Raw genomic sequence first — 14,059 nt, forward strand, 5'->3', positions numbered from 1 at the left:
CGCCCGCTATTCTCTCAGTGAATAGTACGGTGTGTGTCCACACCGTACGTTCTGCTCGGGCTGCTCGCCGCCGGCAACCGGCACGGGTACGAGCTGAAGCGTGCCCACGACAACCGGTTGCCCCGGGCCCGTCCGCTGGCCTTCGGGCAGGTCTATGCCACCCTGGGCCGTCTCGCACGGGACGGGCTGGTGGCGGTCACCGGCCAGGAGCGCGAGGCGGGCCCGGATCGGACGGCCTATGCGCTCACCGCCCGAGGGCGGCAGGAACTCGACCAGTGGCTCGTCACTGTCGAGCCGCCCGCGCCGTACGTGGCCAGCGCTCTGTTCGCCAAGGTCGTGGTGGCGCTGCTGGCCGCCGACGTGGACACCGCCCGGTCGTACCTGGTCGCCCAGGTACGGGCACACACCGATCGGCTGCGTGAGCTGACCGCCGTCAAGACGGCGCCGTCGGCCACTTTCGACGACGTCGTCGCGGCCGACTACGCCATCGCCCACCTCGACGCCGACCTGAGGTGGCTGCGGACCACCCTGGAACGCGTCGCCGACTGGCACCGGGAGGTGCGTTCGTGACGGATCTCCAAGCCCGCGGCGTGGTCAAGGCGTACGGGCCGACACCCGCCTTGCGCGGGGTCACCCTCGACGTCGCCGAGGGCGAGATCGTCGCCGTCACCGGACCCAGTGGCTGCGGCAAGTCCACCCTGCTGCACTGCCTGGCCGGGATCCTCCGTCCCGACGCCGGCCAGGTGACCTGGCGGGGCCAACGGATCGACACCTGGTCCGAGGCGACCCGTTCAAAGCTGCGGCGCACCGAGTTCGGGGTGCTGTTCCAGTTCGGCCAGCTCGTCACAGAGCTGACCGCAGCGGAGAACGTCGCGCTTCCGTTGCTTCTCGCCGGCACGGGGCGGCGAGAAGCGCGGACGGCGGCGCTCGGTTGGCTCGAGCGGCTCGATGTGGCCGACATCGTCGACGTCCGTCCCGGCGAGATGTCCGGCGGGCAGCAGCAGCGGTGCGCCTTGGCCCGGGCACTGGTCACCGAGCCGCGGGTGCTCTTCGCCGACGAGCCGACCGGCGCCCTGGACACCCTCGCCGGCGAACAGGTGCTCACCCACCTGGTCCGGCTCGCCCGGCAGCAGCGCACCAGTGTGGTGCTGGTCACCCACGAGCCGAGAATCGCCGGGTACGCCGACCGGGAGGTGACGATCCGCGACGGTGTCGTCGACGCCACCGGCCTGGGGCTCGATCTGCCGCTCGCCGGAGGCGGCCGGTGAAACCGGCCACCCTCGCCGGCCTCGCCCTGGCCGGCAGTCGCACCGACACCGTGCGGGTCGTGCTGACCGCGCTCAGCGCCACCCTGGCCACCCTCGCCGGACTGGCCGCGCTCACCGTGCTGGCCATACCGACCCCGATCTGCTGCGGAGACCGGAACTACTCCGAGCAGTACAGCAACGCGCTGCTGCGGGAGCCAGGGCTACGCGGCGGCACTGCGTTCGCGCTGCTGCTGCTCACCATTCCGGTGCTGGCGCTGGCCGGGCAGTGCGCGCGGCTCGGCGCCCCCGCCCGGGACCGCCGCCTGGCCGCACTACGGCTGGCCGGGGCGACCCCCGGGCAGGTGACCTGGATCGCCGTGGCGGAGACCGGCCTGGCGAGCCTGCTCGGCACGAGCGTCGGCCTGGCCACCTACCTGGGCGGTCGGCAGCTGCTGCACCGCCCGGACGAGCAGGGTCGCCTCGCCCTCGCCACCGACGTGCTGCCGCCCACCAGTGTGACCGCCGCCGTGGTGATCGGCCTCCCACTGGTCGCGGCACTGGCCAGCGCGTTGCTGCTGCGCCCGGTCAGCACCACCCCGTTCGGCCTGGTGCGCACGGCCCGACGGGAACGTCCACCTCGCCCCTGGTCCGCCCTGCTCATCCCGCTCGCGCTGGCCGCCTTCACCGCCGTCGGTCCAATCCTGCGCTGGTACGAACAACGCCAACAGGAGCCGCCCGACCTGCTGCTGCCGTCCCTGGTGGGTGGCGGCGCGCTGGCCGCCATGCTCGGCGTGGTGATCAGCGCCGGCTGGCTGTCGTACGTCGCGGGGAAACTGCTGCACCGGTATGCCCGCGGCCCCGCCGCGCTGCTCGCCGCCGCCCGCCTGATCGCCGACCCGTGGGCCGGTAGCCGGACCTTCGCCGCGCTCCTGGCTACGATTCTGCTCGGTGCCGGCGCGGCCGGGTTGCGCTCCTGGTTCCACGCGAACAACGAGCTGATTCGGTTGAGCGGCGGGGAACTGAACGACGGCGAGGACTTCTACCTCGGCACGATGGACCTGGTCGATCTCGCCGTAACGGTAGCGGTGATGGTCGCGTCCGGCGGACTGGTCGTGGCGCTGGTCGAGGGAATCGCCGCCCGTCGGCGCGCGAACGCGGCGCTGGTGGCCGCCGGGGTGCCCCGCGGCACCATCGGCCGGTCGATCGCCTGGCAGGCGCTGGCCCCGACGGTGCCGGCGGTCGGGCTCGCACTCGCCGTCGGGACGCTGCTCGCCCGGGGTCTCTTTCCCGCGCCGACAATGGACGGGGTCACGGTGACGCCGGACGTGCCGGTGCCGCAGCTGGCCTGGATCGGTGCCGGAGCCCTGGCGGCGGTGCTCATCACGGTCGGGGTCGGACTGCTCTTCCTACGCGCCAGCACCGCCGTGGAGGAGTTGCGGGCCGGATGAGGTGCGACGACACCCGGCGGGGCGCCGCCGCCACCGCCAGGACGTGATCCTGCCCAGCCGGCCGTGGAATCCGTCAGGCGCGGCCCAGCCGGTCGAGGGTCCAGGCGTTGATGAAGGCCTCCTCGCGCCAGGCGTCGTACCGGCCGCTCGGGCCGCCGTGACCGGCGCCCATCTCGGTCTTGAGCAGGTAGTCACCCTGGGGGGCGACCGCCCGCAGCCGGGCGATCCACTTCGCCGGCTCGTGGTAGAGCACCCGCGTGTCGTTGAGGCTGGTCACCGCGAGGATCGCCGGGTACTCCACCGGGGCGACATTCTCGTACGGGGCGTACGACTTCATGTAGGCGTACACCTCCGGGTCGTCGAGAGGGTTGCCCCACTCCTCCCACTCGGTGACGGTCAGTGGCAGCGACGGGTCGAGGATCGAGGTGAGCGGGTCCACGAACGGCACCTGCGCGACGACCCCGGCGAACGCGTCCGGGGCGAGGTTGGCCACCGCGCCCATCAACAGCCCGCCGGCCGACGCGCCCCGGGCGACGAGCCGGTCGCTGGCCGTCCAGCCGGCCTTGACCAGGTGCCGGGCACAGGCCACGAAGTCGGTGAAGGTGTTCTTCTTGGCCAACATCTTGCCCTCGTCGTACCAGCGCCGGCCCAGCTCACCGCCGCCCCGGATGTGCGCGACGGCGAAGATGACCCCCCGGTCGAGCAGGCTGAGCCGGGCGATGGAGAACCACGGGTCCATGCTCGCCTCGTACGAGCCGTACCCGTAGATCACGCACGGCGCCGAGCCGTCGCGGGGCGTGCCCCGGCGGCAGACCAGCGAGATCGGCACCCGGGTGCCGTCGTCGGCGAGCGCCCAGTCCCGGTGCTGCTCGTAGTCGGCGGGGTCGTACGCCCGCCCGTCCGGCCCGGGTTTCACCGGCTTGCGTCGGCGCAGCACCATCTGCCGGGTGACCAGGTCGTAGTCGTACACCGAGTCGGGGGTGACCAGCGAGGTGTAGCGCAGCCGGATCTCCCTGGTGCGGTACTCCGGGTTGGCGTCCAGTCCGACGTTGTAGAGCGGCTCCGGAAAGTCGATGGCCCACTCGTCACCGCCGCCGATCGGGACGACACGCAGCCCGGTGAGGCCGTTGGCGCGCAGCGAGACGACGAGGTGGTTCTCGAAGGCGTCGACCGCCTCCAGCCGGGTGCCGGGGGAGTGGTCGATCAGCGGCACCCAGTCGCCGGGGGCGTCGGCCGAGGTCCAGGCCAGCGCGAAGTCCTCGGCGTTGTCGTTGTGCAGGATCAGGAAACGGTGGCCGTGGTGCTCGACGGTGTACTCGACGCCCTGCCGGCGGGGCGCGACGACGGCCGGCTCGCCGGTCGGGTTGCCGGCCGGGATCACCCGTACCTCGCTGGTGAGCTTGCTGTGGATGTCGATGAGCACGAAGCGCTCCGAGCGGGTCAGTTCGACGCCCACCCAGAACCGCTCGTCGTCCTCCTGGTGGACCACCACGTCCTCGCCCGACGGGGTGCCGACGACGTGCCGCCAGACCCGGTGGGGTCGCCACGCCTCGTCCACGGTGACGTAGAAGAGCACCGAGGCGTCAGCCGCCCAGGCGGTGCCGTAGAACGTGCCCGGCACCTCGTCGGGGAGGAGTTCGCCGGTGTTCAGGTCCTTGATCCGCAGGGTGAACCGCTCGTCGCCGGTGAAGTCCGTCGAGTAAGCCAGCCAGCGCCCGTCCGGGCTGACGTCGAACGCGCCGAGGGCGAAGAAGTCGTGCCCCTCGGCGAGCACGTTGCCGTCGAGCAGCACCTCCTCGCCGTCGAGCGGGGCGCCGTCCGCGCTGACCGGGGGCGTGGTCTCGCCGAGGCGGGCCGCCCGGCGGCAGTGCACGCCGTACTGCTGGCCCTCGACCGTGCGGGTGTAGTACCAGTACCCGTCCTTGCGGGTGGGCACCGTCAGGTCGGTCTCCTGGGTGCGCCGCCGGGTCTCCTCGAACAGCTCCGCGCGCAGCCCTTCCAGGTGCGCCGTGCGAGCCTCGGTGTAGGCGTTCTCGGCGGTCAGGTGGGCGATCGTCGCCGGGTCGTCCTTGGCGGCCAGCCAGGCGTACTCGTCGACGACGGTGTCGCCGTGGTGGGTGCGCTCGGCGGGCACCCGCCGCGCCTGGGGCGGGGTCTTGGTGGTCACGGCGCCACGTTACCGGCCGGCCGGTGTCCGTGGCGCGCCCGCTGTGACGACCCGCCGCGTCTTTCGAACATGTGTACGATGTCCGGCATGGCGGCAGCAGCGGAATCGACCGGCGCGACGGAGATCACCCGGCGGTTGGCCGCGATATGCGGTCCGTCCTTCGCCCGCCGGGCGGGCGCCGCCGACGAGGTGGCCGGGCGGGTTGCCCGATGGGTGGCCGTCCCCGGCGGCCCGGAGGCGGCGGCCGAGGTGCTGCGGTTGGCCGCCCGGCACGACCTGAGCGTGGTGCCGCGCGGCGCCGGCACCAAGATTGACTGGGGCGTGCCGCCCGGGCGGGTAGACATCCTGCTCGACACCGGACGGCTCGCCGGCATAGGCCACCAGCCGGCGGGTGCGCCGGTGGCCGAGATCGGCGCCGGCACGCCGCTGCGCGCCGTCCAGGCCACCCTCGAACGCACCGGCCGGCGGTTGCCGCTGGATCCGCCCTCGCCCGGAGCCACCCTTGGCGGGGTGCTCGCCGCCGACGAGGCCGGCCCGCTGCGGCACCGGCACGGAACCGCGTGCGAGCAACTCGTCGGATTGCGCTGGCTGGCCGCCGACGGCGAGCTGGTCGGGGCCGGGGTGGGCCCGACGGAGCCGTCGGCCGGGGCGGTGCCGGTCGGGCTGGACGTCGGCCGGCTGCTCTGCGGCTCCCAGGGCGGGCTCGGGGTGCTCGTGTCGGCCACCGTGCGGGTGCAGGCCGCGCCCGCCAGCCGGATCTGGGTGACGCGTCCGGTGTGGACGCCGCTTGAGGTGCACGACCTGGTCCGCGCGGTGCTCGCCGCCCGGCTCGATCCGGCCGCGGTCGAGCTGGACCTGCCGGCGGCCGGGGCCGCGTCGCCCCGCGAGGAGTCGGCGCTCGCCGCGGCCCGCGCCAACCATCCCTCCGTGGCGGGGCGACGGGCGGGCGCGCCGCGCCGTGGGTCAGGCACCCTGGCGGTACTGCTGGAGGGCGGTCCGGCCGACGTGGCCGAACGGGTCGACCGGCTGGTGGCGCTCTTCGAGGGCGAGGCGGCGGTGGACAGCGCCGCCCCGCACTGGTGGCGGCGCTACCCGTTCGGGCCGGGCGACACGGCGCTGCGTGTCGAGATGCCGACCAGTGACCTGCACGCCGCTGTCTACGCGCTGCGCGACGCGGCCGGCGTCCCCGTCCCGGTACGCGGCTCCGCCGGGCTCGGTGTGGTGCACACCGCCCTACCCGCGGCGATGCCCGAGGAGCGCGTCGCCGCGGTCCTCGCCGCCGTCCGCGGGGTGCTGCTGGCCCGCCGGGGGCGGTGCGTGGTGGTCGCGGCGCCCCCGGCGGTCCGGCGTGCGGTCGACGTGTGGGGCGAGGCGGCGGCGATCCCCCGGCTCCGGGCCGCGAAGGACCACCTCGACCCGCACCGACGGCTCGCCCCGGGGCGGTTGCCGGGCGGCCTGTAGACCGCTCGGGTGGATCAGTCCAGCCACCACTGGTGCATGGAGTCGAGGGCGGGGGTGAACCGCAGCACCGTCAGCACCAGCGTGCCGACCATGGCGGCGAGCAGCAGACGGCGGGCGCGCACCGGGTATCGGTGCCGCTCACGGGCCAGCACCGTGCCGGTGTAGAGGGCGATCACGGGCCCGAGCACGATGCCGAACAGATACAGCAGGGAGACGGCCCCGTAGAGCCAGAAGAACGGGTTCGCGCCGCTCATCCCGAAGGGCACCATGTCCTTCGGGTCGTACTGCCCGGTGAGCATCTCGGCCGGTCCGACGCCCGCGCTGACCATCCGGCCGAGGTAGGCTGCCACCACCGCCACGAACGCGCCGGCCAGCAGCAGGTGGGCGGTGAGGATGAGACCCACCCGGGGCAGGCGTGCCTGGTGGACATTCACTGCGCTCGACATCGGGTCACCGTACCGCGCCGAACACGCCCACCGGCAGCCTCAGAGCGCGTCGTTGCGCAGCACCAGGATGGCGATGTCGTCGCGCGGGGTCTCCACCGAGAAGTTGATCGCGGTGGCCCGCAGCCGGGCGGCGACCACGTCCGCCGAGTACCCGGCCAGCGGAGCGGCGGCGTCCCTCAGCCGGTCGACACCGAACAGCTCCCGGCCGCGCCGGCGTTCGGTCACCCCGTCGGTGTAGAAGACCAGCGCGTCGCCGGGGGCGAGCGGGATCTCCGCCGTCGGGGACGTGATCGAGTCGAGCAGACCCAGCGCGGTGCCGCCGATGCCGACGAAGGAGGCGCCGCCGGTGCCGCGCAGCAGCACCGGACGGTCGTGGCCGGCCAGGTGCAGCGACACGTCGAGCTGCCCGCGTCCGGCCGGGCCGACGGCGGCCAGGGCGAGGGTGCAGTACCGGCCGCCGCCTCGCTCGACCAGAGTCTCGTTGAGCCGGGACAGCACCTCGGGCAGCGGCTTGCCGTCGCCGATCAGCACCCGGATAACGTCCCGAACCAGCCCGGTCACCGCCGCCGCCTGGATGCCCTTGCCGGAGACGTCACCGATGACCACCAGCCAGCGGCCGTCCGGCAGCGGCACCACGTCGTAGAAGTCGCCGCCCACCTCGGCATCGTCGCCGGTCGGGACGTACTCGGCGGCGAAGCCGATCCCCTCCACCACCGGCAGCCCGGGCGGTAGCAGCGACTGCTGGAGGGTCTGGGCCACCCGTCGGCGCTCGGCGTGGATCCGGGCGTTCTCGATCGCCAGGGCGGCCCGCCGCGCCACGTCCTCCAGCACGGCGACCTCGTCCGGGTCGTGCCGGTGCCGCACGTGCCGGCCCACCGCCAGGGTGCCGAGCCGCTGGCCGCGGGCGATCAGCGGAACGGCGAAGCCCTCCATCGGCGAGCCCAGCGGCACCTGGGTGGCGCTGCGGGACGCCTCCCGCAGCCGGGCCTGGACCGAATCCGGGCCGATCTCCTGGAGCACCTTGTGCAGCTGGGGCAGGACCGACTCGTCGGCGTGACTGGAGGCGGCCAGCCGCAGCCGGCCCCACTCGTCGGTGGTGTGCACCGCGCACCACTGACCGAGCCTGGGCACCACCAGCTGCGGGATGAGCGCCATGGTCAGCTCGACGTCCAGCGACTGGGCCAGCAGTTCGCTCGCCTCGGCGAGAAAGGTCAGCCAGGCCTGTCGGCGGAGGTCCGCCCGGCGCAGCCGGTCGTTCTCCAGGTGCAGCGACAGCCGCTCGGCGGCGAGCACCGCCAGGGGCCTGGCGTACGCCGAGGGCGCAGCGTCCAGCTCCAGTTCCCCGGCGTACGGGCGGTGCACCGCCAACGGCACCTGGAGCAGTCGGTTGCCGGGTCGGGGCTGGCGGCCGTACCGGGCGAGCACCTGGGTGCCCTGCCCGTCACCTCGGTCCAGCCGGACCACGCCCCCGGCCGCGCCCACCATCTCGGCGACCCGGGTCAGCAGGTCGGCGGCGAAGTCGGGCAACGGGTCCTCGGCGTACGGGTCGGGGCTGGTCTGGGTCAGCTCGCTCATCGCGGCGGCGCTCGGCGCGGAACTCGCCGTGGCGGTGCCCTCCCCGGCCCTGGTCGGGACGTGTTCGCGTACCGCCGTCTCGGCCTGCGTGCCCCCGGACCGGTCCAGCCGGAACCAGACGCCCTTCCCGGTGGGCAGGTACGTGGTGCCCCAGCGGCTGGCGAAGTGGTCGACGAGCAGCAGCCCGCGCCCCCGTTCGGAGACCTCGCCGATGTCGTCGGTGTGGTTGCGGATGCCCACCACCATCTCGTCCACCGGGCCGGCGGCGAAGTCGGTGACGGTGACGGTGAGCCCGATCGGGTCGGCGACGACCTCGATGTCCAGTTCGGTGCGGGCGTGCTCCACCGCGTTGGTGGATAGCTCGGTGGTCAGCAGCAGCGCCTCGTTGAGCAGGTCGTCGAGGTCGGCCTCGGTGAGCACGGAGCGGACCAGCGCGCGGGCGGCGGCGGGCGTACGCCGGTCGGCGGGCAGGCGAATGCGCCGGACGTGCTCGTCCCGCTTGCCGTCCGCCGCGGGCGTCGCCTCCGCTGACACTCCCGTATCCTCTACCGCCACGGCCCGGGTGCCAAACCGGGCTTCCGACTGCCCCACCTTCGTGGTCACCCCGCCGGACCTGCCCCGACTGCCTGCCCGGCGATACGGCGTCGGGGCCACGGACGCCACACCGCCGGTCTCGTCGGACTCCGACTGCCGCATGTGGCGGTGTTGTGAACCACTGACACCGCCACATGCGGCAGATGAAGCCATGCGGTCCGGCCGATCATGCGGGTCCGGCCGACCATGCGTGCGGTGCGGCTGTGCGGTGCGGTGCGGCCGGGTCGTACCGGCCGGTCGTGCGGGCCAGTCTCGCGGTGCGGCCGGCACGCAAGACCGGCCCGGTCAGGGGAGGCCGGGCTTCACCGCCGCCGCCGAGAACCCCGCCAACATGGGTGGGTGGGTGGAGCGTGCACGTGGCGTTCGTGGCGTCGACATCCAGGTGGGGACAATGATGGGATGGGTGGCGTGTCCACGAGCGCCGGAGGCCCCGAGCTGAGCGAGGAATGATGAGCGCGAAACAGTCGGTGACTGCGGATCCATCCGCTACCGAGCACGAGGCGCTGTTCGTCGAGTTGGCGGAGGCGCTGCGACGGGTGCGGGCCGGTGACTTCAAGGTGCGGCTGCCCCGGCGGGCGGGCGCGGCCGGCGAGGTGGCCGACGCCTTCAACGACGTGGTGGCGCTCCAGGAACGGCAGCATCTCGACCTGCGCCGGATCAGCCGGATCGTCGGCCGGGACGGGCGACTGACCGAACGCCTCGACGAGGAGGGTTTCGACGGCTCCTGGGCGGAGGGGCAGCGGGCGATCAACTCGCTGATCGACGACCTGGGTCGCCCCACCACGGAGATCGCCCGGGTGATCGTGGCGGTGGCCGACGGCGACCTCTCCCAACACATGGCGCTGGAGATCGATGGCCGCCCGCTGCGCGGCGAGTACCTGCGCATCGGTCGCACGGTCAACACGATGGTCGACCAGCTGTCGTCCTTCTCCAACGAGGTGACCCGGGTGGCCCGTGAGGTGGGCACCGAAGGCAAGCTGGGTGGCCAGGCCGACGTCCGCGGCGTCGCCGGCACCTGGAAGGACCTCACCGACTCGGTGAACACCATGGCCTCGAACCTGACCGGCCAGGTGCGGTCGATCTCCCAGGTGGCCACGGCGGTGGCGAAGGGTGACCTGAGCCAGAAGATCACCGTGGGTGCCCGGGGCGAGGTCGCCGAACTGGCCGACACGATGAACTCGCTCACCGACACGCTGCGGCTCTTCGCCGAGCAGGTGACCCGGGTGGCCCGTGAGGTGGGCACGGAGGGAAAGCTCGGTGGTCAGGCCGAGGTGCCGAACGTGGCCGGCACGTGGAAGGACCTCACCGACAGCGTCAACTCGATGGCGTCGAACCTGACCGCCCAGGTGCGCAACATCGCCCAGGTCTCCACCGCGGTGGCCCGGGGTGACCTGTCCCAGAAGATCACCGTGGCGGCGCAGGGCGAGATCCTGGAGCTCAAGGACACCGTCAACACGATGGTGGACCAGTTGTCGTCGTTCGCCGACGAGGTGACCCGGGTGGCCCGTGAGGTGGGCATCGAGGGCAAGCTGGGTGGTCAGGCCCAGGTGCGCGGGGTGTCCGGCACCTGGCGGGACCTGACGGAGAACGTCAATCAGCTCGCCGGCAACCTGACCAGCCAGGTGCGCAACATCTCCCAGGTCTCCACGGCGGTCGCCAAGGGCGACCTGAGCCAGAAGATCACCGTGGACGCGCAGGGCGAGATCCTGGAGCTGAAGAACACCGTCAACACGATGGTGGACCAGTTGTCGTCGTTCGCCGACGAGGTGACCCGGGTGGCCCGTGAGGTGGGCACCGAGGGCAAGCTGGGTGGTCAGGCGCAGGTCAAGGGCGTCAGTGGTACGTGGCGGGATCTGACCGACAACGTGAACTCGATGGCGTCGAACCTGACCGCGCAGGTGCGCAACATCGCCCAGGTCTCCACCGCCGTGGCAAAGGGTGATCTGTCGCAGAAGATCACGGTGGATGCCCGGGGTGAGATCCTGGAGTTGAAGTCCACGGTGAACACGATGGTGGACCAGTTGTCGTCGTTCGCCGACGAGGTGACCCGGGTGGCCCGTGAGGTGGGCACCGAGGGCAAGCTGGGTGGTCAGGCCCAGGTGCGCGGCGTCGCCGGCACCTGGCGGGATCTGACCGACAACGTGAACTCGATGGCGTCGAACCTGACCGCCCAGGTGCGCAACATCGCCCAGGTCTCCACCGCCGTGGCAAAGGGCGATCTGTCGCAGAAGATCACGGTGGACGCGCAGGGTGAGATCCTGGAGCTGAAGTCCACCGTCAACACGATGGTCGACCAGTTGTCGTCGTTCGCCGACGAGGTGACCCGGGTGGCCCGTGAGGTGGGCACCGAGGGCAAGCTGGGTGGTCAAGCCCAGGTCAAGGGCGTCTCCGGCACCTGGCGCGACCTCACCGAGAACGTCAACCAGCTCGCCTCGACGCTGACCACGCAGCTGCGGGCCATCGCCCAGGTGTCGACCGCGGTGACCCGCGGTGACCTGACGCAGCGGATCGCCGTCAAGGCGCAGGGCGAGGTCGCCGAGCTGAAGGACAACATCAACCAGATGATCGTCACCCTCCGGGAGACGACCAAGAAGAACGCCGAACAGGGTTGGCTCGACTCCAACCTGGCCCGCATCGGCGGCCTGCTCCAGGGCCAGCGCGACCTCGGCGAGGTCTGCCGCATGATCATGATGGAGGTGACCCCGCTGGTGGACGCGCAGCTCGGCGCGTTCTTCCTGGCGGACGCCTCCGACGGCTCGGTGCGACTGCGGCTCACCGCCTCGTACGGGTACGTGGCCCGGGGGCACGACGTCACCTTCGGCCCCGGGGAGGGGCTGGTCGGCCAGGCCGCGCTCTCCCGGCGGACGATCCGGGTCAACGCGCTGCCCGACGGGCGGCTCATCCTGCGTTCCGGGCTGGCCGAGACGCCTCCGGCCGACCTGGTGGTGCTCCCCGTCCTCTTCGAGGGCGAGTTGCTGGGGGTGATCGAGTTCGCCAGCGTGGCCCGCTTCTCCGAGCTGCACCTGGCGTTCCTGGAGCGGCTGGTGTTGACCATCGGCGTGGCGGTCAACACCATCCAGGCGAACCGGCGGACGGAGGAGCTGCTGGCGCAGTCGCAACGACTGGCGCTGGAGTTGCAGGACCAGTCGGCCGAGCTGCAGCGCACCAACGCCGAACTGGAGGACAAGGCCCAGCTGCTGAGCGAGCAGAAGGGCAACATCGAGACCAAGAACCGGGAGATCGAGCTGGCCCGGCTCGGCCTGGAGGAGAAGGCGCAGCAGCTCACCCGGGCGTCGGCGTACAAGTCGGAGTTCCTGGCGAACATGAGCCACGAGCTGCGGACGCCGTTGAACTCGCTGCTCCTGCTGGCCCGGTTGTTGGCGGAGAACTCGGAGCAGAACCTGACCCGCAAGCAGATCGAGTTCGCCCGCACCATCCACAGCGCCGGTTCCGACCTGCTCTCCCTGATCGACGACATCCTGGACCTGTCGAAGATCGAGGCCGGCCGGATGGACGTCGAACCGACCGAGGTCCGGTTCGACGAGATCCGTGGCTACGTCGAGCAGGCGTTCGCCCCGCAGGCCGAGGAGAAGGGCCTGGAGTTCCAGGTACGACTGGCCAGGGAGCTGCCTCCGGCCCTGGTCACCGACGCCCAGCGGTTGCAGCAGATCCTGCGCAACCTCCTCTCCAACGCGGTGAAATTCACCGACGACGGTGCGGTGACGTTGCGGATCGGCGTGGCGCCGGAGAACGCTGTCTTCGACGTGCCGGCGCTGACAAACGCGCGGCAGGTGATCGCGTTCACCGTGATCGACAGCGGCATCGGCATCTCGGACGACAAACTGGGGCTGATTTTCGAGGCGTTCCAGCAGGCGGACGGCACCACCAGCCGTCGGTACGGCGGGACGGGGCTGGGGTTGTCGATCAGCCGGGACCTGGCGCGGCTGCTGGGGGGCACGATAGCCGTGACGTCCGCTCCCGGGCAGGGTTCGACCTTCACACTGTTCGTACCCGATGTGTTGGCCCCGGACGCGGTGGTCGCGCCGCAGGCCCCGTCGCCGCAGCGCGCGGGGCTGCCCTCGTCGCTGCTGATGCCGCCGCTGGAACTGCTGCCCAAGCCGCCGGAGGTCCCGGCGACCCGCCAGCTCGACGGCGCCGCGGTGCTGATCGTCGACGACGACGTGCGGAACGTGTTCGCGCTGACCTCCGCATTGGAACTGCACGGCATGGCCGTGTTGTACTCGGACAACGGGGCGGACGGTGTCCGTCTCCTGGCCGAGCACCCGGAGGTGGACATCGTGCTGATGGACGCGATGATGCCCGACCAGGACGGGTATGAGACCACCCGGCAGATTCGCCGCAACCACCGGTTCGCGGACCTGCCCATCGTCTTCCTGACCGCGAAGGCGATGCCGGGCGACCGCGAGTCGGCGCTCGCGGCCGGTGGCAGTGACTACATCACGAAGCCGGTCGATCTGGACGAGCTGATCGAGCGGATGGCCGCCTGGATCAGCGGCAGCCGAGGCGAGGAGAATTCGTGACGCAGACGGCCAAGGCGCTGCTGGTCGACGACCGTCGGGAGAACCTGATGGCGCTGGAGGCGATTCTCCAGGGTCTTCCGGTGCAGTCGGTCGCGGTGGAGAGCGGCGAGGCCGCGCTGAAGCAGCTGCTGGTGGACGACTTCGCGGTGATCCTGCTGGACGCCCAGATGCCGGACATGGACGGCTTCGAGACGGCCAGCCACATCAAGCGGCGGGAGCGGACCCGGCACGTGCCGATCATCTTCCTGACCGCTGCCGACAAGGACGCCCAGCTCGCGCTACGCGGGTACGCGGTGGGCGCGGTGGACTACCTCACCAAGCCGTTCGATCCGTGGGTGCTGCGGGCCAAGGTCTCGGTCTTCGTGGAGCTGTGGGTGAAGACCCGGCAGCTTGCCGCGCAGTCCGACGTGGTGCGGGAGCGTGACGCGCAGTGGCGAGCGCTCACCGACGCGGTGGACGAGGCGACCATGCTGCTGCGCGCCGACGACAGCCTGGAGGCCCGCGACCGGGCCGTCGACCTTCTCGAACAGGCCCGCTGGGGCACCACACCCTGACCCGTCCCGTTCCACCTGCCCCAGCC

The 14,059-nt window shown here is 72.0% G+C and carries 9 protein-coding genes; 6 read left to right on the forward strand and 3 right to left on the reverse strand.

Annotated features, from left to right (window positions below; translation table 11 throughout):
- Positions 1 to 33: 33 nt before the first annotated feature.
- Genes E1193_RS13030 through E1193_RS13040 form a run of 3 tightly spaced genes read left to right on the forward strand, consistent with a single transcriptional unit; the run spans position 34 to position 2,695 of the window.
- Positions 34 to 570 (forward strand): PadR family transcriptional regulator, encoded by a 537-nt coding sequence (locus E1193_RS13030; RefSeq protein ID WP_132183445.1) that lies wholly within the window; start codon positions 34 to 36, stop codon positions 568 to 570.
- The gene (locus E1193_RS13035; RefSeq protein WP_132183446.1) at positions 567 to 1,268 is read left to right on the forward strand and encodes an ABC transporter ATP-binding protein; all 702 of its coding nucleotides are present in this window, start codon (positions 567 to 569) and stop codon (positions 1,266 to 1,268) included. Before E1193_RS13030 ends, E1193_RS13035 begins: the two co-directional genes overlap by 4 nt.
- The gene (locus tag E1193_RS13040; RefSeq protein WP_132183447.1) at positions 1,265 to 2,695 is read left to right on the forward strand and encodes an FtsX-like permease family protein; all 1,431 of its coding nucleotides are present in this window, start codon (positions 1,265 to 1,267) and stop codon (positions 2,693 to 2,695) included. The genes E1193_RS13035 and E1193_RS13040 overlap by 4 nt, the downstream gene beginning before the upstream one ends.
- Positions 2,696 to 2,768: 73 nt before the next feature.
- Here the strand turns inward: E1193_RS13040 and E1193_RS13045 are convergent, their stop codons facing one another.
- Positions 2,769 to 4,862 (reverse strand): S9 family peptidase, encoded by a 2,094-nt coding sequence (locus tag E1193_RS13045; RefSeq protein WP_132183448.1) that lies wholly within the window; start codon positions 4,860 to 4,862, stop codon positions 2,769 to 2,771.
- Positions 4,863 to 4,949: 87 nt separating this feature from the next.
- Here E1193_RS13045 and E1193_RS13050 point away from each other — a divergent pair, with 87 nt between their 5' ends.
- Positions 4,950 to 6,323 (forward strand): FAD-binding oxidoreductase, encoded by a 1,374-nt coding sequence (locus E1193_RS13050; RefSeq protein ID WP_132183449.1) that lies wholly within the window; start codon positions 4,950 to 4,952, stop codon positions 6,321 to 6,323.
- A 14-nt stretch (positions 6,324 to 6,337) separates the two neighbouring features.
- On the opposite strand, the gene E1193_RS13055 is transcribed toward E1193_RS13050, so the two are convergent.
- The gene (locus E1193_RS13055; protein ID WP_132183450.1) at positions 6,338 to 6,769 is read right to left on the reverse strand and encodes a hypothetical protein; all 432 of its coding nucleotides are present in this window, start codon (positions 6,767 to 6,769) and stop codon (positions 6,338 to 6,340) included.
- A 39-nt stretch (positions 6,770 to 6,808) separates the two neighbouring features.
- Positions 6,809 to 8,878 (reverse strand): SpoIIE family protein phosphatase, encoded by a 2,070-nt coding sequence (locus E1193_RS13060; RefSeq protein WP_132183451.1) that lies wholly within the window; start codon positions 8,876 to 8,878, stop codon positions 6,809 to 6,811.
- A gap of 506 nt (positions 8,879 to 9,384) precedes the next feature.
- Between E1193_RS13060 and E1193_RS13065 the strand changes: the two genes are divergently transcribed.
- The gene (locus E1193_RS13065; RefSeq protein WP_132183452.1) at positions 9,385 to 13,479 is read left to right on the forward strand and encodes a HAMP domain-containing protein; all 4,095 of its coding nucleotides are present in this window, start codon (positions 9,385 to 9,387) and stop codon (positions 13,477 to 13,479) included.
- Complete coding sequence (locus E1193_RS13070) at positions 13,476 to 14,033, forward strand: response regulator (protein ID WP_132183453.1); 558 nt, start codon at positions 13,476 to 13,478, stop codon at positions 14,031 to 14,033. Before E1193_RS13065 ends, E1193_RS13070 begins: the two co-directional genes overlap by 4 nt.
- The last annotated feature ends 26 nt before the right edge of the window (positions 14,034 to 14,059 follow it).

It is taken from the genome of Micromonospora sp. KC606 (assembly GCF_004348675.1).
In the GTDB taxonomy this organism is placed as follows: Bacteria; Actinomycetota; Actinomycetes; order Mycobacteriales; family Micromonosporaceae; genus Micromonospora.